We start from the raw sequence: 21,212 nt of genomic DNA, 5'->3' as shown, positions 1-21,212 counted from the left end.
GTTGGAAATCCCCTCGCGAGTTCCTTTACCATTTCCTCAATACCAGCGAGGTCATCTTTTCTTGAATTTGTGTAACACATCATTGACAAACCAACACAATACATAATAACTGTATCCAAGAAATCATCCACTCAGTTTAATCCAATTTACGAAAAACACTTTTCACCTATGATGTTTGCTTTTTATGATGGTCGACCAACAGTATTAAAATATTGTCTTTCTAACAATTGTCCCTGCAATATTGAGCATCCCTTTGCGCAGTTTTTGATTAATAACAGTGAGGAACTAAGCAATAATGCAGGAGGAATCTTTAAAAAAATAATACATACTCTTTTGGATAAAAACAATCCTGATGAAATAATTCTTGAAACAAACAAGCTTATAGATCAATTAAAAAGAATCAGTCAGGTAAAAAGAATCAATATTGAAATTCCTTCAGACCTCTCTTTGAAGCAAACTGATTTTGCGTTTTGATTTCACAGTTTTAATGAATTTCTCTATAATGTGTTATTTAGTAATTTGATCAATGATATAAAGCGATAATTATTCAAATACTTTTTTTGGCAGTTTACATTTCTTACACGCTTTAATTATCTACCCTTACCATTCGATGAAAAAAGCAATCTGTATTCACCATATTGAAAAAGTTGAATACCAATCTCTGTTTGCCAACATGCGAAATTTCGTCATTTAAGCTACCGTCAAAATTGATGGCAAGTACGGAATTATTGTTTTCATGTTGTTTTCATATAACAAAGCTTCTGCTAACGAATAAAAAGAAATAAAGCGATTTATTAAGTTTTTTAGCGTAACCCTTTGGGGGTGTGTAAGCATGCCTGTTGGGAGAGCGCTTGGTTCGCATTCAAGAGGTCAGCGGTTCGAATCCGCTTATCTCCACCAGAAATCAAAACCACCCGTTCAACGGGTGGTCAGTCTGTCGAAAAAGTCCAGCTTAGGCTGGGCTTTTTGTTGTATCTATGGTATAATAGATATGGTGATGAAAATGTTGGAAGGTACTGTCAAGAATTATGCGCAAAAAAGATTGCAGAATCTGTGAATGAAGATCAACCGGCAAGGAAAGCGTCGTCCAATAACGCCTCCAAATGCTTCATGTTCATATACTTTTTGTTGCCCCATTGAGTGCCGGCAACGTGTCTGAGACGGGCACAAACGAGCATCAGCGCCGAGTTGCCGTCCGGAAAACAACCGACAACCCTTGTTCGTCTGCGGATCTCCCTGTTCAGCCTTTCGATGACGTTGTTCGTCCGAATCCGCGTCCAGTGCTCCGATGGAAAGTCGCAGTAAGTCAGCGTCTCATCAATGCTCTCTTCCACCTTTTTAGCCGCCTTTTCCAGCTTCATTTGCCTAAGCTCTTCTACAACAAGCTTAGCCTTTTCGCGGGAGGCTTTCTTGCTTTCCTGGGCGTGGATCGCCTTGAGCATCTTTGCTACATATTTCACCTTGGACTTCGGCACAACGCTAAATATGTTGCGGTAGAAGTGGACAACACATCTCTGGTATTTGGCGTCAGGAAACACTTCTCCAACCGCTTCCAGCATACCGAGACACTTGTCTCCAACGATGAGCTTCACGCCGTCTAACCCTCTGCTTTTCAGCCATTTGAAGAAGTTCACCCAACTGGTTTTGTCCTCTTTCATGCCTTCGGCGGCTCCGAGAACCTCTCTGTAACCATCCTCATTCACTGCGATTGCTACCAATACGGCTACATTCTCATACTCTCCGCCCCAATTGCGACGAAGATAGATGCCGTCTACATATACATACGGATATCTGCCGCCTTGCAGAGGGCGATTGCGCCATTCCTCAATGTGAACATATGCTTTCTTGTTCAGCTCGCTGATCGTGGAAGGAGAGACCTTGGTACCCCAGAGAGCTTCGGTGATGTCTTCAACACGGCGCACGGATACTCCCGCGAGATACATCTCAATGAGCGCTTCTTCAACGCTGCTTTCTCTGCGGCGATATCTTTCGATGATCGCGGTTTCAAAGCTCACACCTTTCAGACGAGGTACATGGAGTGTTACGTCGCCGGAGGTCGTGGTGAGATTTCTGTCATAATGACCGCTGCGATAACCCTTTCGCGCTTCATTATCAGAATGTTTTGTGTCGTAACTTCATTCTAACAGATTCTGCAAACTATGTCTTCTTTTTATGCCATTTTGTTTTTGCGCAATTTATTATACCTTATCAAACAAGGTACAATGCTTTGTATTAACAGCTTTAGCAATACATAACTAAAACCGCCACCCTAGCATACTAAGGTGGCGGTTTTCTTTTTTGTATCAGATCGAAACCCTCACCGCGAAGCCTCCGCAGAAGAAGTAGGTGTTCTTTGGTGGAGATGGCGGGGACTATAAACAGCTATTACGAGTGTTTATTTTGTGTCAAAATAGCGCTTTTATGCCGTTTTATTGATTATGCAAGTGGTTCATTTGCACGCGAAAATCACGAAATAATACATCGTTCATGCGTTTTTCGTGTCACTATTCCCCACCCGTGAGCTTGCTCCAGGTGGCGGGGCCTACTATGCCGTCGGCGGTGAGGCTGTTCGCCTTCTGGAAGGAGCGGACGGCGGTGTCGGTGTTCTTGCCGAAGATTCCGTCGACCGTCAGCGGGAGCCTGTCCGCGCCGAGGTAGTCGGTCGCCTTCAGTAGTCTTTGCAGGGTCTTGACCTGCTTCTCGCTGTTGCTGTAGCCTTCTTTCGCAAGGTATCTCATCCGCAGCTCGCAGCTCGCAGTGATCAGCTCGGGAGTAGAGTCTGACTCTCCCCCGCTGCCCTTCGCCCAGCCGTTGTAGCCGCCGTTCTTGATGATCGTCGGATAATCGCGGTAACAGATATCCTTGTCGATCACGCCGACGCCGCTGATCGAATTGCTCTCAAGGTAATTGACCTCGCCGCCGTACTGCCACATACCGAGGTTATCCCCGGTGTACTGACAGGTGTGGTTCCACTGGGCGATCCACAGGTCACAGGACATATAAACGCTCTTGTCGATATATTCGGCGAGCCAGTAGATGCCGGTGTAGATCATCGGGTAATAGCCCGCCTTGCGGATCCCCTCGATGAAAGTCCTCACTACCTCGGTGATGGTCGCTTTGTTGAAACAGCCGTGACGGGTATAGTAAGCGCTGTCCTCTACGTCCAGCGCGATCGGCATGGTGGGCTTCTTGCCCTTCAAAAGCCGCTTGACGTGCTGTACCTCAGAGAGCGCCTCCGCTTTACAGGTAGCATACGAGTACAGGTACACGCCCCACGGCAAGCCGAGCGACTCCGCCTTCCTGACGTTTGCCTCAAACTGCGCGTCATCCTGAGTCAGAAGATCGGAGCCGTAACCGCAGCGGATCATGATGTAACCGTACCCCGCCGCTTTGACTTTACCGAGATCGATATTTCCGTTGGCGTAGGAGACATCGACGCCCTTTGCGTTCTTGATGGTGGTCATAAGACGATCCCCTCCGCTTTTGCTCTCTGCTCCAGGATGTGGAGATACCGACCCATCACAGCGCACTGCTCTGCGAGCAGGCTCGGCGAACAGTCGGGCTCGAAGTCGAGCACACCCGCCTCAAGCTTGGCGAGCATTGACGTCAGCTTATCGTGGCGGATCTTCGTCTGGTAGTACTCCGCTCTGAATCTTTCCTTATAGTTGGGAGAGGTCATCAGGGGGACGGTGTCGCGCAGATTGGTCATGCTATCGCTCCTTATCATCGTATGTACGGATCTCGTCGACCTCGATACCGGACAGCGGTTCGCCCGGCTTCTTCGCTGCGTCAATCAGACCCTCGCCGACGATGTACGCGATCACGGCAGCGCCCGCCATGATCAGCGCGGTGATCTGGGTGGTCTTGTCCTGAGGGTAGTTTAAGAACACCAGCAGCATGGCGACGAACTCCGCCACCGCCGCCCAGAACTTGCGAGATGTGAGTTTTGTTTTCCAGTCTTTCATTAAATCATTCCTTTCTTTTATACAGCCGTCCCGATCATTCCTGACCGTGGGCGGCTTTGTTGATATGTTTGTCGATACGCTCCATTGCCTCGGTCACCTTGCCGTTACAGCCCTGCTGGTGCAGTCCGTCAAGGCAGGCACGAAGAGCGAAGATGACGAGCGTATTCTCCTTGTTGATGTCTCTGTTCTCTGCTTCGAGGTCTGCGACGCGCTCCTCGAGCTTTGCTACGCGGTCAATGAGCTTGTCATAGAGCTTGTACGCGCCGATGATCGCACCGAGGATCACCGAGCACGCGCCGATGATCTTAGACAGCTCGATGATATCTACCTGTGTCTGCATCGGTATTACTCCTCATACTCTACGCCGTAACGGTCAAATAGTTCCTTGACCTTAGCGTTCTTTACAACCTTCTTTTGCTGACCTTTATTCAAAGAATCATACAGTGTTTGGAGCGCGTTTTTGGTTTCGGTTTTGGCTTTGTCAACATTCCTTTGCAATTGTTCCCTACTGATCATTTGTATCCACCCCCAACTGGTTCAGCATTTGAAGCGTGTCGTCTACGGTCAGGTCGGGTATAGGAATATCCTTATAATTATCCGCACTGTCGCTCTTGCCGAGATCGATCTCTCCTGTTCTCATCGTTTCAGTCGCCACATCAGTCAAAATCATTCCTTCATCGGGAAGAAGTTTAATAAACAGTCCTTCGTCAATTGTTCTCATACTATTCCTCCTACGCCAAAGTCCAGTTTTTATTTGTGGCAATCGCTTTCTGCTCGGCAGTCAGCTTGTTGAGGTTAGTCGTGCCGATGGTTAACTTAAACGCCGTTTGTCCTGTTCTATCTTCCAACGCTTCAAGCCATGACACGATGGTTTCGGCGGTGTATCGGGTGCTTGCGGAGAGATTGAGATTGTTACAGTTGAAGCCACTTTCAAGGGTTACGCTTACTAACGAGAAACAGCCCAAGAATGCGTTGCCGCTGATTGATACGATACTGTTAGGCAAATTGATTGTTGTTAACGAGGAACAATCATGGAACGCTTCAGTTCCGATTAATACGATACTGTCAGGCAGATTGATCGTTGATAGCGAGGAACAGTTTTGGAACGCGCTTTGACCTATGCTTGTGATACTGTCAGGCAGATTGATCGTTGATAGCGAGGAACAGTTTTGGAACGCGTTTTGACCTATGCTTGTGATTTTAAGGCAATTAATAAATGACACCTTTTCCAAATATGGGAAATATGAAAAGCCTATTTGATTTGTCCATGTGTAATTACCTTTTGGAGCATACCCGATAATACTACACTCCGTCGGGTTTCCGTTACCATCAGGCTTAGTAAAATAGATACCGCCAACAGGTGCGTCTGTACCGTCTACACTTGACGGGATTGTGCCGATCGCCAATGGCATTTGGCTTGGGCTGATCGGTGCGGTCTCCCCGCGTTTTCTCTGTATTGACTCTTCGATCGCGTCTAAAGTCGCTTTCGGAATGATTTCATATTCAGCCATGTTATCACCTCTCATTAAGTTCAGCGTTGACAATGTTGTTGACAAATGCTTTTAAATCTACGTTGACCTCCACCTCAGAATACCCATCTGCGTTATCCTTAGCGGCGGTATATGTGCCGTTCGAGTTGATGCTTTTCGAAATAAGCGTAGGCGTCGGAGCCGAGTATTCAACCCCGATATCGCCTTCACAGTATTTACCCGCTGTTTTCAGCGTTTTGGTACCGTCGGCATTCATACTTGCGATCGTACTGCCTTTGTATTTGATTGCAACTCCCATTATTGAACACCTCCATTATAGACAGGAAGGGTGCCGAGCGTCAGAAATCCGCTGTCGTTTTCAAAAGCGGAGACCTTCGTAGGAACAGACGGAAGATCGTCCAAGGCTTTCTTGATCACCTTGTTTTGTACAGGATTCGTCGAAGTCGACGAAAGGGCTGTATCAATAACCGTTTTATTTGCTCCGGCAGCGATACCGCCGAGCTTGTTCTTCTCAGCCGTGGTATAGTCGTTGGTGCTCAGGCCTTTGCCTTCGACCTTGTCGACCTTCCCACTGATATCCTGATGCTGCGTCAGAAATCCGCTGTCGTTCGTCAGTTCAGACGTTTTAGTCGGCACAGAAGGTATATCCGACTTTTTGGACACCTCAAAATAATCATTCGAGCCGGTGCCGTACTTGAAGTACAGCAGACCGCTATACTTAAACAGCTGGCCGACGTGTACGCGATCAGCGTTGATAGGATTCATCTCAGGCGCAAACTTCATGAACGTATCGTCAGCCTCGTCAGCGGTGTAGACGTCCTCTTCCTTGACATAGTCCGAGAGATCGATTGCCGCTCTGATCTCCGCAGCGGTGGGTGTATCGCCCTTGTCTCCCTTATCACCTTTAGGGCCTTGCGGTCCCGTAGCACCGGTGTCACCTTTATCGCCTTTTGCTCCAGCGTCTCCGGTGTCGCCTTTATCACCTTTAAGACCCTGCGGTCCTATCGGCCCGGTATCGCCTTTGGGACCTTGAGCGCCTGTATCTCCCCTGTCGCCCTTCGCACCGTCGCTGACTACCGCAGTAGTCGTGCCGTTCTTGTCTGTAATCGTGATTGTGGACTGAGAGCCCGACTTGACGACGGTCGCTGTCGGGGAATATCCGTCAGCTCCTGCGGGTCCGGGATCGCCCTTATCTCCCTTATCGCCCTTGTCGCCCTTTTTCCCTTCTATCACGAGAGCCGCGTCATTGTTTCCACCTGTCGTCAGGGTATCTGCGAGCACCTCAGCCATGCGCTTGTACCCGTCGTCATTCGGATGCAGGCCGTCGATCGTGTAGGTGCTGAGCGTCAACTCGGTAATACCGCTGTTGCTGTAGAGGTCGCAGACCGGGAGTCCGTACATCTTACCGATCAACTTGACGGCGTTCACATAGTCGATCAGCTTCAAGCCGACGGCGTTGACGGTATCCACATTGTAATCGTGCTGATCGCGCTGGAGCGGCGTCATCAGAACCAGTCTGATCGTCGGCGAGGACGTCAGAATATACTTGACCGCCTCGCGGAACGCGCCGTAAAAGGTAGTCGTATCAAAGACGGTATCGGTCGCCGCGCCGAGGGTGCCGAGCGGGACGCCCTGCTTGAAGTCGTTGGTGCCGAAGGCTATGGTACAGAGGTCATACGACGCATAAGAAGCGATCGACTTGATCGTGCTGACACCGCTGACGCTGACGCCGGCGCGGTCGGCAAGCGTCGCACCATTCACGCCCTTGTTGGTGTGGGTACCGAGCTCGAGCAGCTCCCTCAAAACCGTCTGATAACCGCGGGCGGTCTCGCCCTGGTGGATACCTGAGCCGTAGGCTCTGCCGTCTTGCCATGTGATGGAGTCACCGTGCGAAATATAAGTCTTGTTCTTCCACGGATTAACGACCTCAGGGATATCGGGGATATCATCAAGGGTCGCGAGGCGCTTCCAGTTCCCGGTCGCGGTATAAGACCAGTCGTAGCTATATGGATCGGTGGTCGTGTTTAGCGTGCCGGTTCGATATTCAATAGCGCCGCTTTTACGGAGTCGATACTGTGTACAACCCTGATAAGCGGGATCGTCGCCCGCAACAAGCACAAGCCCCTTGACATAACTGCCGGTGCCGCTGTGTACTTTGTGAACATAAACCGTGTCGTTCTTGTCGGCATAGTCCAGATCGTTGTCGTAGACTTCCAGCCGCTTCTCGGGAGGATTCTCAAAAAGCTCATCGAGCAGCTCAAGCTTCTGTCCGATCGTTGTACCGTCCAAGTCGATCCGCTCATCGCCTTGGATCACACGACGGAGGACGTTCATCTCGAGCGTCTGAAAGAATAGGATCGAGCCGCCTTTGATGATCTTCACGTCGATCTTCAAAAGGCCGTTGATTACGGTCATCTGCGGCGTGATCGGAACCGTGATCGTGCTGCCGCTGATCGTCGCGACCCCGTCAGCCTCGGCAAGGTACTTGCCGATCACTGCGTCATACTTCGCTGTGCAGCCGGTCAGATCGAACGGTGTACCGTTATCAGTAACGTTTAAAGCCAGCGCTGTACCGTTCACATCGCCCTCGTGCAATCGAATCGTATCGTTGACGAGTCGGCGGCTCATATCAAGATCAATTGTTTTTGTGACTATCATAAATTGAACCTCCTCGGATTCAAAATAAGGTCGGCGACCGTAACGGTCGGAGAGCCGACGGTCAGTGACTTCCAGCGCTCATTCAGCGCGTCGTATGTTACGTCGGTGATCTGAGCGGTCGCCGTCGTGCCGAAATTATCCAGGATGACATTAACAGTGTCATACAGCCCGAGCTGCTTCATCTCGTCAAGTGCCGCGGGGACATCGACCTTGATGCCGACCTGCGGTATTCCAAGGTTGTTGTCGTTCGCGTACTTCTGCGCGTATGCCGTCATAGCCTGACGAATCAAAGCGTACTCCTGCTCGTGACTGCTGCCATCGTCAGGGATTGAATAAGCGTCAAGCATACTGGTACAGTCAAGCAAGAATGTCTTGCGCAGCCGCGATTGACTGCCGCTGATCAGCACGGGCGGCGCGAAAAAGGTTATTTTCCTGTTTCCATACGACACTTTACCGTGCGGCAGAATCTGCGAATACAGCCCATCGCACGCCTCGGTTTGAATTGCGGATGAGATATTTTGACCGTATCTGATAGCATAGCTTGACTTTTTACCTCGCGAACGTAAAAAGTTGATATTGAAGTTATCCCAGCAATAATCACCATGCCATGTATCAAGGAAGGAGCCCTCTTTACCGCCGAGAATATTGCCGAGAGTCTCAGCCTCGGAAAACCCCAACCGGAATGCGGCGGCGGTCGTAATATCGGAGCTGAACGAGAACGGTACCACATCGGTGATGTAGTCCGTGATCAACTTGTTCCACGTCTGGGCGGGTGTACCCGTATAGGTTTTGGGGTCCTGACCGTCAAATGTCAGATCGCCCTCGGAGCAGATCTGAAAGCACAGGTTCTTGATGTGCTTCGCCTCGGCGGTGATGATCCCTTTCAAGGAACGCGACGTCTTCTGTATCTCGAACAGCTGCATATCATCAAAGGGGTTCGGCTTGATGCCGATAAAACGCTGTGAGAGAATCGCACCGGCACAGTCGTCATTAACTGTCGTATCGAGCCCGAGCGTATAGACGCCGTCGGTATTCTCTCTGACGTCACACCGCTTGCAGGTGGTCAGCGTACCGAGGAAGGTCTTTTTCGGCTGACCTCCCTCGGAGATAGAAACATCATAGAGCCTCGGCCGCATTACAGTCGCCTCCATTTCGGGGTAATATTCAGAGATGTGACCGAGCTCGTTCGCCTTGTCACCATCAGTGTATTATCGCCGGCTGTAAAGCCAAAGTCCCTGCTGATGTTGATGTCAAGCGGCGATTTGACGTTCGTGCGATGATTCAACATATAAGCGATCTCCTTCTCAATATCAATAATGATACTGTTATTGATATCAGCCGACGTCAGCTGAATACCGTCAACCGTGATCGTCTGATCGTTGATGATCAGGTCAAAGTCAACGGTCTGAGCTACTGCATAAGGTGACAGCCACACTCTGATCAACGGATAGGTATTCGCCGGATAAGGATTATTCAGCGTGATTCCCGCGTGCGCGGTAGAATAGCTGTACTCCAGCTCGTTCAAGCCCTCCTTGGAATACCAGAAGGGCTTGCGGCTGAATTTCAGTACCGCGCTGTGCAGGATCCTCAGCTTGCGGGTAATATCGCCGAAGTTCTTCAACTGAGCTTCGGTGACCATACCCGGGTGATCAGTGTCCTCAAAGGGCTGATACCCATGCAGATATGCGCAGCCGTCGATAAATGCTTCGACCTTCTCCTGCACCGGCGTTGCTGCCGTACCGACAAAGGAAATGTCGCGGGAGATCTCGACGTTGTTATAGCTGCCGTGATCCACATACACGGAGCCGTCCATCCCGGGGATCTTCACCATCTCGCCATCGCGCTGAGCAATCTCCCTATCGGGCGGGCGGGTGCTTCTGCCGCCGAGCTCAGACAGCCAGCTTTCGCCGAATTTAAAGTCGTATCTACTCATTAAGCATAAGCACCTCCCTGAGTCATGATGTCGCTGACGATGATGTCGCTGACGCGGTGCGCCACGTTCTCAATATCCGAACCGTCGTTGATAGTGACGTCGCCAAAATTGACATTGACGTTGTAATTCGGTACCGCCCTCGGATTGGAATAATTCCCAAAAGCGCCGGAATAAATATTTCTTGAAAGCGTCGCATTGATAGAAGCAAACTCCTTGGCGACCTCATAGATCCATTCGGTGTTGTTCTTCAGCGGGATGATCGCCTCGGGACCATTATCGCCGACAATACCGACTGTGGGCTTGTAAGCGACGCCGCCCTCGGCGTGCTTGCCGATACCGCGATAGTTGTTGTAAAGCTGTCTTCCGGCGTCATAGATTTCCCTATTCCCTGCAAACGACATCAGCATTTCGAAGAAATCAGAGTTATAGAAGGCGTCGGCGAATGCAAGCACCGCCTCCCTACCAAGCTGTAAAAATCGATCGACGATACCGCTGAAAGCGTCCATAATCGAATCGATAATATCGGGGATCGCACGAATCAATTCCCAGAGGATCTTCGGCAAATTCTTCACGATCTCCACGGTGATTTTTACAGCACCTTCGACCAGCCTTTTAATATTATCAACACTGAGAAAGCCATTCTCTGTGTCAAACAATTTAGAAATAATCGTCGGAATCGCACCGATCAGATTGGAAATGATCGTCGGCAGATTATTCACGAGAGCGATCACCGCGTCGACCGCACCGTCGACCAGCTTGCCCACATTATCAGCGCTGAGCAAACCGCGCTCGGAGTTAAACAGCATATCAAGGATGTTCGGGATCTCGTCGATCAGCAGAGAAATGACCTCCGGCAAGGCTGTGATCAGCCCCTGTACCAGCGTCGTCGCGCCCTGTATCAAGATCGGCAGAGCCTGACGCAGACCGGCGATGACCCCTTCGATTGCGCCGATGATGATATCGACCGTATCGGTCAGATTTTCGGGGCTGTAAAGCTCATTCACGATCGTGACGAGCCCCTCGGAGAGCGATACCATGATATCCGGCAAGGCGGCCGATAAACTCGAGGCCAGCTCCTGAACGAGCCCGATCGTCGTGGTGACCAAGCGAGGCAGAACGTCAGACAATCCGACACTCAAAAGATCGGGGAACACTTCAATCGCACTGGAGATCAGTGTTTCAGCCGAAGTGATCGCGATCGGTATCAGTTCTTCGGCGAGGGCGGGCAGCTCGGTCATAATCTCCGGTAAGAGTGTCTCGGAAGCGCTTTTCACCAACTCACCGAGACCGGATAAAACATTCTTGACGACGGGCAAGAGGTTCTTTCCAAACGTCAGTACGCTGTCGTTCATGTTCTTCATCAGCTTGGCGAAGTCCTTATCACCCGACGCAAGACCGGTCAGAAGATTCTGCCAGGATGATTTCACCATACCCATCGAGCCCTGTATCGTAGTGCTCGCTTCTTTGGCGGTAGTGCCTGTGATCCCCATTTCCGTCTGGATGACATGAATTGCATCAACGATGTCAGCGTACGAATCAATGTTGTAATCAATACCCGAGATCGCTTGAGCGTCTTTTAAAAGACGCTCCATCTCGGTCTTGGTTCCACCGTAGCCGAGCTTTAGGTTATCCAGCATGGTATAGTTCTGCTTTGCAAAACCCTGATAGGCGTTTTGAATGGACGCCATATCGGTACCCATCTTATTGGCGTTATCGCTCATATCGGTGATAGCCATATCCGCCATCTTGGCAGCTTTCTCAGTGTCGCCGCCGAGCGACTGGATCAATGAAGCAGAAAATCCCGTAACGGTCTCCATGTACTCATTAGCGGAGAGTCCGGAGGTCTTGAAGGCATTCTCGGCGTACTTCTGTACCTCATCGGCACCGTCCTTGAAGAGAGTCTCTACACCGCCGACAAGCTGCTCGTAGTCTGCAAACGCCTCCACAGCTTCTTTACCGAGCTTGACAACTTCTTTACCGAGCTTGACAGCAGCTGCTCCGGTAGCGACAACAACAGCACCCATCGCGGCACCAGCAGCCTTTAAAGTGTCGCCAAGTCCCGCGAAGAATCCCTTCGACTTCTCGGCGGACTTGCCTGCCTCTTTGATCTCCTCACCCGCCTTATCGGTACTGTTCTTGAGATTGTCCATCTCTTTGGTATTCTGCTCCAGCTGACGAGTCATGGTGTTGATCTTAGCCTGTGTATTATTGACGTCAACCTGATAATTGTTGATAGCTTTTCTCAGCGCACTGGTTTTAGATTCTGCCTCAGAAGTTTCTTTATCAGCAGCTTTCATTTCTTTGTCGTATGCTGATAGCTCTTTTTCGGCAGCAGTCAGCTGTTTAGAAAGAGATTTAACTTCATCGGAATTCTTACCGTACTCAGATGTAGCAGCCGAAAGCTGCTTGTTCAACGATTCTACTTTGGCTTTTTGATCCTCGTATTGCTTTGTGACTTCCTCTTTTTTCTTATTTGCTTTTGACTCAGCGTCAGTCGCCGCTTCTAAAGCACTTTCTGTTTTAGAAAGAAGAGAATTTAAAACAGAAAGCTTCTCTCTCTGTTTTTCAATGGATTTATTGAATATCTCATTCTGATTAGTGAGATTTTGGATAGAACGATCATTCTTATCAAATCGAGACGTTGCCTCTTTCATCTCAGACGTAAGGACTCTGTAGCTGCTGTTTATTTCAGATAGCGCTTCTTTGAGTTCAGCTTCGCCCTCGATACCGAACCTGAAACCGAAATCGTTTTTTTTGGGCATGATCTCACCTCCTAAAGCCACGCGGGGATCACGCTGTCGATATCCGCCTCGATAAGCGGCTTGGTGATCCCGTGATACTGTAAATCGCACTCCCGCAGGTCAAGCAGGAGCCCGAACGGCATCAGCCACACTTCCTCCTGGGTCAAATTCAGGTGTGCTATGCCATAATAAAGCAGCCGAGTAAACTGCTCTTCTCTGCTTACTCGGCTGCTACTGCGTTTTTTGAGTCGTCCTCACTCCGAATATCGCGACGCGACCCCTTGATGATCGCCTCCTTGCACAGAGGCCAGTCAGCAGGGAGTGTCAGAAGATCGATATCCTCTTCGGTGAAAAACGGCTTTTTGTTTTCAGGATCGCGGCGGTTACGGATTGCGATACCCTGATTGACGAGCAGCGTAAGCAGCCAGATATTCATGTCAATCGCCGCTCCGGCCTTCTCCGCTCCGGCCTTCTCCGCTCCGGCCTTCTCCGCTCCGGCCTGCTCCGCTTCGCTGAGCTTCTCGCCGAACTCGGTCAAGCTGCCGTATTTACCCGCGACCTCCCTTGCAGCGCGGGTGTTGAACACAAGGTCATACTGCTCACCGTCGAGCGTAACGGTGACCTTTCTGTCGTCGGGTACTTCCATCGGGATAGCGTTCATATATTAGCCTCCTGTCTCCTGTTAAGCGGTAAAATCAGGCTCGTAGACCGCGTCGAACCATCCGTTGATGGTTGTGTTCGAAACACCGGTATCTCCCTCGGTGACTTCCGCCTTCCACGGGTGCTTATCCTGATCGTCGACCTTGTTTCGACGCATAATCTTTCCCTCGATGGTCGGAGTCTGGAAGGTGATCGAGTTGTTCTTGGTAGCAAGCGCCGTAGACGGAACGCTGAACTTGACGCGGTACAGCCAGAAGTACCGGTACTTTCCGTTACCTTTAAGCGCACGGAACGCGATCGCGACCTCGTTGCTGATGTCCTCTGCGGACGATACGACTACACCGTTCTCGTCTACTCTTACGCCGAGCAGATCAGCCAATACGGACGGCGCGAGATCGTTCACGTTCAAAGAAAGCGTGCCGGAAACAAAGCCGCCGACAGTCTCGTCAATGCCGTCATCCGCATAAAGATCGGAGTCGGGAGCTTCGATATTGATATTTGCTGTGATTGCCTTTGCCAATACAGCGGGAGTCCCGTAAGTCTCTACGCCATCCTGCATCGTGATCTTGGCATAATGCGGAAGGTCTAATCCGATAGTTGCCATTATTATTCCTCCATTTCAAATTCATAGATTTTTTCAACATCAATACTGTAATGAAAATATTCGGTATCATTTTCAAAGCCTAAGTACACCCGCCCTGTGATCGTGATACCCGCGTTCAGCAGCGCCTTGATGATGCGGTTCTTAGGCTTGATATATTCGTTTTTCGAATAAAGAGAGATCCTGACCCCCTGATTGTCGAACTCCGGGCGGTCATCCGCGTAGGCTTCGAACACATCATTCAGCGAGATCAGAACCGCATAAGTATCGGGCGCCTTTTCGGAAAAGACGCCCGATTCTACCGGTATCCCCAGCGAGGAGATGATCGTATCCAGTTCAGACAGAAGGTTCACAGCTTCTCGACCTCCTCCTCGAATTTTTTCTTCATCGCCGCTTCACACAGCGCTTTTGAAGCACGCTTCGCACGCGCTAAAAACGGCTTTGCGGGCTGTCCGTGCTTGCCGTACTCGATGATGTTCGCGAGCTTTGCGTTACTCTCACCGTCGGATCGCGGCTCATGAAAGCCGACCTTGATGTTGTAGTTTCCGTTGCGGTCCATCATCGGCTTGGATAAGCCGAGCGCCTTCTTCAACTCGCCTGTAGAGCGGGATTCTCCCGCCAGATCGTGACCGATCACGGAGTCGAGGCTGTCCCTCACTTTCGCGAGAGCGACCTCTCCGCCGGCTTCGAGCATCTTCTCGGTGATCTCGTCGGTCTTATCTCCAAGCTTCGAGAGCCTCTTGAGTAAATCATCGGGCAGCATCATCTGACACTTAGCCAACCGTACTCACGACCTTCCTCGCGGGGGTCTGGATATAGATTCCGCGCCCCTTGATATCATCGACTGACAGCGGAGTGAATCGCTCGCCGTCACACTCGATGACGTAGTCGGTCGAGAAGGGTATCTCCGGAACAGCGCGGAACTGGAATAGGTCGGTTGCCTCGGCGAAGGTGGCGTCGTTCGTCCATTTCAGAGAACCGTTGCGCCGCTCACGATAGCACGGAACGGTCGCGACCGGCTTCAATGTATGCGATTTGAAGCCGTTCTCGTCCTTGGTGAAAATCTTCTGCAGAATGGTCAGCGTAGCCGTCAGCCTGCCGATCCGCAGAACGGACGCCTTCAAGCGGACGGTCTGATGCTGCTCCATAAAGTCATCGTAGTCGTCGATCAGGAAGATATCGCCCCGGTAGAGGATCAAGAAATCCTCAAGATAGGAAAATATCTCTCGGATGCTCTGCGTATAACGCACCTCGAAGGTCAGGGAGTCGGTCGAATCCTTGGTTTTATTGACAAAAGCGAGGAGCTTCTTCCAGTTTTCCCATACGCCGCCGGTGCGCCGCTGCACGATGATACTCTTGTCATATACGCGCATCAGCTTTTTCCCTCCTGCTCAAGCCTCATCTGCATGATGAAGTCTGACACGATACGGCGCAGCGCACTCTCCTGTTTGGCGCTCAACGCCCCGCGGGTGCTGTACATTTCAGCCGCGATCATGATCGTAAGCTCCTGTGCCCGCGGATCATCGGCGTCGTAATCGACGCCGATCGTGGACTCCAGAAACCGGTCGGCGGCGGAGAGCTGTCGAGTGATCGTGCTTTCGATGATTGAATCGATCTCATCGGATGTGATGCCGAGGTACGCCGCGACATCCTGAACACTAACCTTTGTTTTCATATACTTCGCCGCCTTTCGCTGCTATCAGGGCTCGGGATCTTCCTCGGTGGGGAAAGCGATCTGACCGTAGACGAACGCGTCAGCATCCCAGACCTTCGCGTCGTCGCGCATGATCGCGCGGATAAGCGCGCCATTCTGCTCAAAGGCGTTGAAGCCGGTAACAGACGCGACGTCGCTGATCTTCAATTCGAACTGCTGGCGGTCAAAACGCTTGAACGCCGCCTTGGTATCGCCGATAATGATCGGCATGTGGGTCGCGGTAGAAGCCCACACCTTGTTAGGTACACGGATTACCTTGACGATAGAACCGCCGACGGACAGCTCGCCGACACGGTTGTCGCTGTCACCGTAGGGAGTGAGCAGCGGTCTGCCGTTCCTGTCCTCGAGGCAATCGAGCCAGTTCCAACCATCATCGTTGACCATGATCTGGCCAGCGTAAGCGGAGCCGATGGTCACGTTGATGATCTTCTTGATGTCGTTGATCGATGCGATGTCCTCAGGCGCCGTCTGCTGACCCTCGCCGCCGGTCGCAGTCATCGCGGAGAAGAACTCGTTGTTGATGGTAGCAGTTCTCTTGTCGCGGAGCTTATCAACCAGATATGCTTCAAGGTTGGTGTCGGAATCGTTCAGCAGATCGTTGGTGATCGGAACATAGCCGCCCTTGTCGCCGATGGTGTAGGTTTTGCGCTCAAACTTAGGAGTCGCGACCGGAGGGATCGCACCGCCCTCGTCAACAGAAGCGAAGGGAGTGACGGTACTCTTCTTCTCGTAGGTGCGGGCGCCCTTGTTGGTGGTGACGCGCTCAGTAGTGATGTACGGTTCGACGGAAAATTCCGCGGAGGGGTACTCGTTGATCTTGGTGCTGATGTCTACAGGCACGGTATAGCCGCCGTCAGCGTCGACGCCTTCGCTCATCGGGGTAACGTCCTTACGAACCATGGCGCGGACGGTCTTGGCGAACTTCTTGGTGCTGTCGGATTCAGCTTTCTTCTTGTGCTGATCGCCCGCGGCAGCTGCCGCCTTCGCCTGCTCATCGGCAAAGATACGCGACTCGGCGTCAAACTCCGCCTGCAGCTCGTCCTTCTCGTTGAGCAGTGTGGTCGCCTTAGCGACATCCTTGTTCTCACCGGAGAGATACTTCTTCGCCTCGGTTACTTTGGCGTCCATCATCTCCTTGAGTTCTCTCATTCTCTTGTTCATTTCCATAGGTTATACCTCCTTAAAATATTCATGGATTCTGATTCTTGCTTTTGCTTCGGCGAGGAGCTCGTCCTCGTCGGGATTCTCGGTGTCAGCAGAAGCCGACTTTCGGGTACCGGCGTCGACCTGACACGGTACCGCTACGAAGCTCACTTCGTATGCGTCGACGCAGTCCTTGATCTGAGCGCGGCACACCTTGCCGTCGTAGATGTCCCCCTTGTGGTGGGCACAGGTAAAGAAGTTCTTACCGCAAATGCTGCACTGCATCTCGCTGGTGGAGAAACCCACGGATACTTCCTTCTTGATACCCGCTTTTATCTCCGCTATCAGATCGGAATTTTTCTCAGTCCTGACCATATAGCAGCGAACCTCGAGAGTCGTCAGCGGCTCGCCAATCTCGGTCTTTTTATCCGAAGTAATCAGCTCGGTATCATAGATACGGGCGATCTGGTTCTTTGCACTGGGATTATGATCAAGAATCATCGTCTTGCCCTCGATATGCTTCGCAAGATCCTTCACAGCCTGCAAAAGAAAAGGTTCGTTATCTCTGTCAGTGTCCTGTGCATTGGAACAAACAGCAATTTTGAAAGGGAAGATCTCATCAGCCTTTAAAGGTACCAGCGAAAAGAGGTTGATCTTTTCGAGCTCCTCGTCACTGAGAGTCAAAGCACCGATCGACGCGCTCTTTTGGATCTTCGCGTTACTCATTCGTACTCACCTCCTCTGCCCGGTACTGCTTGCCGACGTCCTTCAAATAGATCGTCGCGCCGTTGACGATCAGATCATCGCCGCCCGGCAACGCCTCGCGGTCATCGATCGCCCTTGCTTCATTAATCGTCATCTGACCGGAATAAATCGCCGATCTCAGCGTCTCGATCTTCGTGTGGAAGTCTGCGCGAAGGATGACGTCGACATTGAATTTTACAAAGTCGTCCGAATTATCGAACAGCTTGTAATTGATCTCATCCTCGTACTGCTTGATGATGAACAGCAGGGTATCGACAAGGAATGCCAGCTGCTGACTCTCAGAGGAAGCATAGGAGGATTTGGTATAGTCGCCGATCTGTACCGGCTTGATACCGAACGCCGCGGCGATCTGGATGGCGGAATACTGCTTGAGCTCCAGGAACTGGGAGTCGGCAAGCTTGATGTTGGAGAGGCTCTCGATCTTCGCCATATACGGCAGCGGGATCAGCATCTCGACGCCGTCCTTCTTGTATTCGCCCTTGATGTACTTCTCAAGCCCCTGTACAAAGCGCTTTTCGTTCTCGGGATTCAGCTCGCCGGTGTACTGGATCGCCGCCTTACCCGCAAAGCCGTTATCGTAGAGCTTATTGAGCAGATTCTGCGACTTGATATTGCCGTCGACGGTCTCGGAAAGCACCTGCCGCACCGGCTTACCCTCCAACCCGTCGGAGGTAGCGAAGTTTCTCACATGAAGAATCGAGTCATACGGGATCATGATCAGCCGACCGTTCGGCGCTGCGTACTGATACCACAACTGCGGCGTATCGGCGAGGATCGCCGCGTCGTCGAACCAGATATCGACCAGCCAAGGCTCCAGCGGAAACAGCTCGCTCCGTTTGAGCCTCGGATCGTAACGGATCCACGCATAACCATTGCCGTAGTGGTTACGGTTGTACTCGATCAGGCTCCAGAAACCTGCAGCCGTCATGTAGCGATTCGGACGATCATGCAGCATAAACCAGTACGAATGCTCGCGATCCTCGCGCACGCCATTCTTGCCCTCGCGCCTGAGAACCTTGAGCGGCATCTTTCCGATCGCCTCACTCAGCATTTTGAGGCACGCGAAATATGTTGCGTTCGACAGCGCTTTGCGCGGCGTTCGATCGGTATCGATCCCGAGGAAGGTTGCAAGCTGCTGCCAGTTTTCAAGATCATTCTGTATGACCGAGCCCTTGAACAGTACCCGGGCAGCTGTTTTAAATCTGGTAATGAATTTGTTGTTTGACAATTTTTACCATCCCATCTCTGTTAGATAATCAGTCATCGCATCGTCATGGTTAACAGGCTCCTCGCCCTTGTCCTGCATATAGCAGAAGTGTGCGTCGATGCAGGCGTCCACAGGGTCGATGCGGTTGCCGCGCAGCGAGTCGCGCTTGTCGATTTTCAGTTCATTGAAGGAATTCTTCGTCTCAACTGCGTTCTCGAAGCTGTAGACCAGCAGCTCATTGTTACGATTGAACTGTGCCTTGTGCTCGCGGACGCTGAGCTTGAGGTCGACCGTCGTATCGCTGAGGTTGCGGGCGCTCTGGGTGACGATGATGACCTTCGGCGTCAGCTCGTCGAGATCCTCGAGGATTCCGTCCGCGTTATGCGGATCGACGCCGATCGCACGAATGTTAAGGTTGTATTCTTCTTTCATCCGTTTGAGATCTCGGATGATGAATTTATAATCGTTTTTGAAGCTCTCCGCCCCGCCGGTAGCGGTAATCAACTCCTGCTGCTGCCACAGGTCATAGGGAGCGAAGTCACTTTGAATATGCTCCTGCAGGCGGCCGAGCGGCATATAGCTGTGGGAGTGGAAGAACTGCTGATCACCGTCCCGGAACTCCGCCGCCCAGCTGGTCAGATCGCCGCCTCCTGAGAGGTCGAGACCGACCCAGCAATCCGCGCCGCGGAAGTTTTCGAGTGTCTTCTCGGTCAAACAGGCGTGCAGGTCATCCGCATTGACGTAGTTCGCGTCGTCCGCGGTCGTCCAGAGATTGACTGACTTCGCTGTGTATTCGACGCGCTCCATACCGCCCATATTCTTCGCGGTTTCGGCTTCGATGCGGAGCTGCTCGATCTTGTCGGGATCTCCGACAAACAGCGGATTCGCCTTGAGCGCGTTATTGATATCGTAGATATCGTCGCCCTCATCCGGACAGAAAATATCGACAAAAAAATCCTCGGCGGACACAGTGCCCTCGAGGATAGAGATGCAGAAGCGGTCAAACTCCTTGCAGTAGCTATGTTGATTCTTGCCGCGGGTCGTGATGACGGAGAGCAAGGTCTCAGGCAGGCTGCGGGTGCCCTTCCACAGGGCTTGGTATACGCTGCCGTCCTTGTGCTGGTGCAGCTCATCAATACTCGCGAAAATGGCGCGGAAACCATCATCCAGTCCGCTCTCTTTGCTCAACGCCTCAATCGTACAGCCGGTATTTTCGGCGGTGATGGTCGTCTTATAGTCCTTGATCGAGAAGAAAGCGGCAAGGTCGGCGTCGGATTGGATAAACTTCCGCATCTCATCCCACACGATCTTCGCCTGCCTTCGCTTGGTCGCGACGGTGAACAGCTTGCCTTCCTTGTAGCCGCCGAACGCCGCGATATACGGACCCATGATGCCATTCTCAAAGCTCTTGCCGTTCTGACGGGCGACGCTTTTGTAACGGCGTCGGAATCGGCGGAAGCCGTTGTCGGTTCGCAGCCAGCCGAAGGTACAGCCGAGATCGAACACCTGAGAGCCGATCAGCTTAACGGGCTTCTTCTCAAAGCCCTCGCCGATGGTCAGCGTCTCGGCAAAATTCAGGATATTGTCAGCTGCTTCAACACTCCAGCGATACGGAAAATCCTCCGCACCCTGACGCTCGAGATCCCGCAGGTGGCGCCGACAGGCGAGAAAATGAAGCCTACCGACGTAGGGAACCTTGCCCGCGACGACCGCCCTGGCGTATTCGGTCACGCGATCGGTCATTCAATCACCCGACCTGCGATGTTTGGAATTTATCGAATTTATTCTTCGGCTTTTCAGCCGGCGCTTTCGGTACCACAAGACGGCACCGGGCAGAGATCGACAGCCCGAGATCGTTCGCCGCCGCGCGGCACTGCTTGAAATACTTATCCTGCAAACCGGCATATTTTCCGACAGCTTTCAAAGCTCCCATGTATTCATCAACATCAAAATCGTCCATATCAAGGTACAGATCGGAGCTTTCCATCGCTTCCGTGAGCTTATCGGTGATCTTGATGTACATATCCTCGGCGATGATATACCGAGCCAGCGCGTCGCAGTCGGTGTTCCCCATGATTCCGAGCTCGATCAAATCCTTTACGATAGCGCGGAACCGCTTCTTCTGAGGCGGCGTCAAATACTTCGGAGGCTTGATATTATCCGTATTCGGTTGAACTTCGGAGCGTGTGCGCTCCTCAATCTCGCCCTTTGTCAGGTGCTTTTTGCCCTTCGCCTGGATCAGCTGAATGGGTTGTTTCGGATTCGGCATACTATCACGCCTCCTTTATTCTAAAATAGGAACTTCATCGGGGAGTTTTTTGCACAAAACAGACCA

The 21,212-nt window shown here is 51.6% G+C and carries 24 protein-coding genes and 1 pseudogene; 1 reads left to right on the top strand and 24 read right to left on the bottom strand.

Features of this window, described 5'->3' with window-relative positions; all coding sequences use genetic code 11:
* Nucleotides 1-168 precede the first annotated feature (168 nt).
* On the top strand, nucleotides 169-474 hold the full coding sequence (locus R2I50_RS04125; protein ID WP_316607849.1) for a hypothetical protein: 306 nt from the start codon (nucleotides 169-171) through the stop codon (nucleotides 472-474).
* Between the two features lie 590 nt (nucleotides 475-1,064).
* On the opposite strand, the pseudogene R2I50_RS04120 reads toward R2I50_RS04125, so the two are convergent.
* From R2I50_RS04120 to R2I50_RS04005, 24 genes and pseudogenes are all read right to left on the bottom strand, one after another.
* Nucleotides 1,065-2,111, bottom strand: a pseudogene (locus tag R2I50_RS04120) (IS256 family transposase); the annotation flags it as partial.
* 393 nt (nucleotides 2,112-2,504) lie between these two features.
* Nucleotides 2,505-3,464 (bottom strand): GH25 family lysozyme, encoded by a 960-nt coding sequence (locus tag R2I50_RS04115; protein ID WP_316607848.1) that lies wholly within the window; start codon nucleotides 3,462-3,464, stop codon nucleotides 2,505-2,507.
* Nucleotides 3,461-3,709: a crAss001_48 related protein gene (locus R2I50_RS04110; protein WP_316607847.1), complete on the bottom strand. Its 249-nt coding sequence runs from the start codon at nucleotides 3,707-3,709 to the stop codon at nucleotides 3,461-3,463. The genes R2I50_RS04115 and R2I50_RS04110 overlap by 4 nt, the downstream gene beginning before the upstream one ends.
* Before the next feature lies 1 nt (nucleotide 3,710).
* The gene (locus R2I50_RS04105; protein WP_316607846.1) at nucleotides 3,711-3,965 is read right to left on the bottom strand and encodes a hypothetical protein; all 255 of its coding nucleotides are present in this window, start codon (nucleotides 3,963-3,965) and stop codon (nucleotides 3,711-3,713) included.
* Between the two features lie 34 nt (nucleotides 3,966-3,999).
* The gene (locus R2I50_RS04100; protein ID WP_316607845.1) at nucleotides 4,000-4,305 is read right to left on the bottom strand and encodes a branched-chain amino acid ABC transporter permease; all 306 of its coding nucleotides are present in this window, start codon (nucleotides 4,303-4,305) and stop codon (nucleotides 4,000-4,002) included.
* 5 nt (nucleotides 4,306-4,310) lie between these two features.
* Complete coding sequence (locus R2I50_RS04095) at nucleotides 4,311-4,481, bottom strand: hypothetical protein (RefSeq protein ID WP_316607843.1); 171 nt, start codon at nucleotides 4,479-4,481, stop codon at nucleotides 4,311-4,313.
* On the bottom strand, nucleotides 4,471-4,686 hold the full coding sequence (locus tag R2I50_RS04090; RefSeq protein ID WP_316607841.1) for a hypothetical protein: 216 nt from the start codon (nucleotides 4,684-4,686) through the stop codon (nucleotides 4,471-4,473). The genes R2I50_RS04095 and R2I50_RS04090 overlap by 11 nt, the downstream gene beginning before the upstream one ends.
* 10 nt (nucleotides 4,687-4,696) lie before the next feature.
* Nucleotides 4,697-5,476 carry a leucine-rich repeat domain-containing protein gene (locus R2I50_RS04085; RefSeq protein WP_316607840.1) on the bottom strand — a complete coding sequence of 260 codons (780 nt, stop codon included), beginning with the start codon at nucleotides 5,474-5,476 and terminating at the stop codon, nucleotides 4,697-4,699.
* 4 nt (nucleotides 5,477-5,480) lie between these two features.
* Entirely contained in the window at nucleotides 5,481-5,753 is a 273-nt protein-coding gene (locus R2I50_RS04080; protein WP_316607839.1) for a hypothetical protein, read from the bottom strand.
* Nucleotides 5,753-8,113, bottom strand: a complete 2,361-nt coding sequence (locus tag R2I50_RS04075; protein WP_316607838.1) for a GDSL-type esterase/lipase family protein — start codon at nucleotides 8,111-8,113, stop codon at nucleotides 5,753-5,755. The genes R2I50_RS04080 and R2I50_RS04075 overlap by 1 nt, the downstream gene beginning before the upstream one ends.
* A complete protein-coding gene (locus R2I50_RS04070) occupies nucleotides 8,110-9,249 on the bottom strand; it encodes a phage tail spike protein (RefSeq protein WP_316607837.1) in 1,140 nt (379 codons plus the stop codon). The genes R2I50_RS04075 and R2I50_RS04070 overlap by 4 nt, the downstream gene beginning before the upstream one ends.
* Nucleotides 9,249-10,046: a hypothetical protein gene (locus R2I50_RS04065; RefSeq protein ID WP_316607836.1), complete on the bottom strand. Its 798-nt coding sequence runs from the start codon at nucleotides 10,044-10,046 to the stop codon at nucleotides 9,249-9,251. The genes R2I50_RS04070 and R2I50_RS04065 overlap by 1 nt, the downstream gene beginning before the upstream one ends.
* On the bottom strand, nucleotides 10,046-12,808 hold the full coding sequence (locus R2I50_RS04060; RefSeq protein WP_316607835.1) for a phage tail protein: 2,763 nt from the start codon (nucleotides 12,806-12,808) through the stop codon (nucleotides 10,046-10,048). Before R2I50_RS04060 ends, R2I50_RS04065 begins: the two co-directional genes overlap by 1 nt.
* 199 nt (nucleotides 12,809-13,007) lie before the next feature.
* The gene (locus R2I50_RS04055; RefSeq protein WP_316607834.1) at nucleotides 13,008-13,448 is read right to left on the bottom strand and encodes a hypothetical protein; all 441 of its coding nucleotides are present in this window, start codon (nucleotides 13,446-13,448) and stop codon (nucleotides 13,008-13,010) included.
* Between the two features lie 21 nt (nucleotides 13,449-13,469).
* Nucleotides 13,470-14,051 (bottom strand): major tail protein, encoded by a 582-nt coding sequence (locus tag R2I50_RS04050; RefSeq protein ID WP_316607832.1) that lies wholly within the window; start codon nucleotides 14,049-14,051, stop codon nucleotides 13,470-13,472.
* 2 nt (nucleotides 14,052-14,053) lie between these two features.
* Complete coding sequence (locus tag R2I50_RS04045; RefSeq protein ID WP_316607831.1) at nucleotides 14,054-14,401, bottom strand: hypothetical protein; 348 nt, start codon at nucleotides 14,399-14,401, stop codon at nucleotides 14,054-14,056.
* Nucleotides 14,398-14,829, bottom strand: coding sequence for an HK97-gp10 family putative phage morphogenesis protein (locus tag R2I50_RS04040; RefSeq protein ID WP_316607830.1), 432 nt, complete (start codon nucleotides 14,827-14,829; stop codon nucleotides 14,398-14,400). Before R2I50_RS04040 ends, R2I50_RS04045 begins: the two co-directional genes overlap by 4 nt.
* Nucleotides 14,822-15,421, bottom strand: coding sequence for a head-tail adaptor protein (locus tag R2I50_RS04035; RefSeq protein WP_316607829.1), 600 nt, complete (start codon nucleotides 15,419-15,421; stop codon nucleotides 14,822-14,824). Before R2I50_RS04035 ends, R2I50_RS04040 begins: the two co-directional genes overlap by 8 nt.
* Entirely contained in the window at nucleotides 15,421-15,723 is a 303-nt protein-coding gene (locus R2I50_RS04030; protein ID WP_316607828.1) for a head-tail connector protein, read from the bottom strand. The genes R2I50_RS04035 and R2I50_RS04030 overlap by 1 nt, the downstream gene beginning before the upstream one ends.
* 24 nt (nucleotides 15,724-15,747) lie before the next feature.
* Nucleotides 15,748-16,929 (bottom strand): phage major capsid protein, encoded by a 1,182-nt coding sequence (locus tag R2I50_RS04025; protein WP_316607827.1) that lies wholly within the window; start codon nucleotides 16,927-16,929, stop codon nucleotides 15,748-15,750.
* A gap of 3 nt (nucleotides 16,930-16,932) precedes the next feature.
* Complete coding sequence (locus R2I50_RS04020) at nucleotides 16,933-17,631, bottom strand: hypothetical protein (protein ID WP_316607825.1); 699 nt, start codon at nucleotides 17,629-17,631, stop codon at nucleotides 16,933-16,935.
* On the bottom strand, nucleotides 17,624-18,898 hold the full coding sequence (locus R2I50_RS04015) for a phage portal protein (RefSeq protein WP_316607824.1): 1,275 nt from the start codon (nucleotides 18,896-18,898) through the stop codon (nucleotides 17,624-17,626). Before R2I50_RS04015 ends, R2I50_RS04020 begins: the two co-directional genes overlap by 8 nt.
* Nucleotides 18,899-18,901: 3 nt before the next feature.
* The gene (locus R2I50_RS04010) at nucleotides 18,902-20,620 is read right to left on the bottom strand and encodes a terminase TerL endonuclease subunit (RefSeq protein WP_316607823.1); all 1,719 of its coding nucleotides are present in this window, start codon (nucleotides 20,618-20,620) and stop codon (nucleotides 18,902-18,904) included.
* 4 nt (nucleotides 20,621-20,624) lie between these two features.
* Nucleotides 20,625-21,146: a phage terminase small subunit P27 family gene (locus R2I50_RS04005; RefSeq protein ID WP_316607822.1), complete on the bottom strand. Its 522-nt coding sequence runs from the start codon at nucleotides 21,144-21,146 to the stop codon at nucleotides 20,625-20,627.
* Nucleotides 21,147-21,212: the final 66 nt, after the last annotated feature.

The sequence above is a fragment of the uncultured Ruminococcus sp. genome (assembly GCA_902785355.1).
In the GTDB taxonomy this organism is placed as follows: Bacteria; Bacillota; Clostridia; order Oscillospirales; family Acutalibacteraceae; genus Ruminococcoides.
Note: the sequence above shows the minus strand (reverse complement) of the source record. Positions and strands in the feature narration are given on the sequence as shown.

Coding starts and splice junctions, on each gene's coding strand:
- R2I50_RS04070 (WP_316607837.1), bottom strand. CDS start 9,249: ATGCGGCCGAGGCTCTATGATGTTTCTATCTCCGAGGGAGGTCAGCCG.
- R2I50_RS04030 (WP_316607828.1), bottom strand. CDS start 15,723: ATGAAAACAAAGGTTAGTGTTCAGGATGTCGCGGCGTACCTCGGCATC.
- R2I50_RS04005 (WP_316607822.1), bottom strand. CDS start 21,146: ATGCCGAATCCGAAACAACCCATTCAGCTGATCCAGGCGAAGGGCAAA.
- R2I50_RS04060 (WP_316607835.1), bottom strand. CDS start 12,808: ATGCCCAAAAAAAACGATTTCGGTTTCAGGTTCGGTATCGAGGGCGAA.
- R2I50_RS04035 (WP_316607829.1), bottom strand. CDS start 15,421: ATGCGCGTATATGACAAGAGTATCATCGTGCAGCGGCGCACCGGCGGC.
- R2I50_RS04050 (WP_316607832.1), bottom strand. CDS start 14,051: ATGGCAACTATCGGATTAGACCTTCCGCATTATGCCAAGATCACGATG.
- R2I50_RS04115 (WP_316607848.1), bottom strand. CDS start 3,464: ATGACCACCATCAAGAACGCAAAGGGCGTCGATGTCTCCTACGCCAAC.
- R2I50_RS04020 (WP_316607825.1), bottom strand. CDS start 17,631: ATGAGTAACGCGAAGATCCAAAAGAGCGCGTCGATCGGTGCTTTGACT.
- R2I50_RS04095 (WP_316607843.1), bottom strand. CDS start 4,481: ATGATCAGTAGGGAACAATTGCAAAGGAATGTTGACAAAGCCAAAACC.
- R2I50_RS04125 (WP_316607849.1), top strand. CDS start 169: ATGATGTTTGCTTTTTATGATGGTCGACCAACAGTATTAAAATATTGT.
- R2I50_RS04090 (WP_316607841.1), bottom strand. CDS start 4,686: ATGAGAACAATTGACGAAGGACTGTTTATTAAACTTCTTCCCGATGAA.
- R2I50_RS04085 (WP_316607840.1), bottom strand. CDS start 5,476: ATGGCTGAATATGAAATCATTCCGAAAGCGACTTTAGACGCGATCGAA.
- R2I50_RS04025 (WP_316607827.1), bottom strand. CDS start 16,929: ATGGAAATGAACAAGAGAATGAGAGAACTCAAGGAGATGATGGACGCC.
- R2I50_RS04100 (WP_316607845.1), bottom strand. CDS start 4,305: ATGCAGACACAGGTAGATATCATCGAGCTGTCTAAGATCATCGGCGCG.
- R2I50_RS04055 (WP_316607834.1), bottom strand. CDS start 13,448: ATGAACGCTATCCCGATGGAAGTACCCGACGACAGAAAGGTCACCGTT.
- R2I50_RS04080 (WP_316607839.1), bottom strand. CDS start 5,753: ATGGGAGTTGCAATCAAATACAAAGGCAGTACGATCGCAAGTATGAAT.
- R2I50_RS04105 (WP_316607846.1), bottom strand. CDS start 3,965: ATGAAAGACTGGAAAACAAAACTCACATCTCGCAAGTTCTGGGCGGCG.
- R2I50_RS04075 (WP_316607838.1), bottom strand. CDS start 8,113: ATGATAGTCACAAAAACAATTGATCTTGATATGAGCCGCCGACTCGTC.
- R2I50_RS04065 (WP_316607836.1), bottom strand. CDS start 10,046: ATGAGTAGATACGACTTTAAATTCGGCGAAAGCTGGCTGTCTGAGCTC.
- R2I50_RS04110 (WP_316607847.1), bottom strand. CDS start 3,709: ATGACCAATCTGCGCGACACCGTCCCCCTGATGACCTCTCCCAACTAT.
- R2I50_RS04010 (WP_316607823.1), bottom strand. CDS start 20,620: ATGACCGATCGCGTGACCGAATACGCCAGGGCGGTCGTCGCGGGCAAG.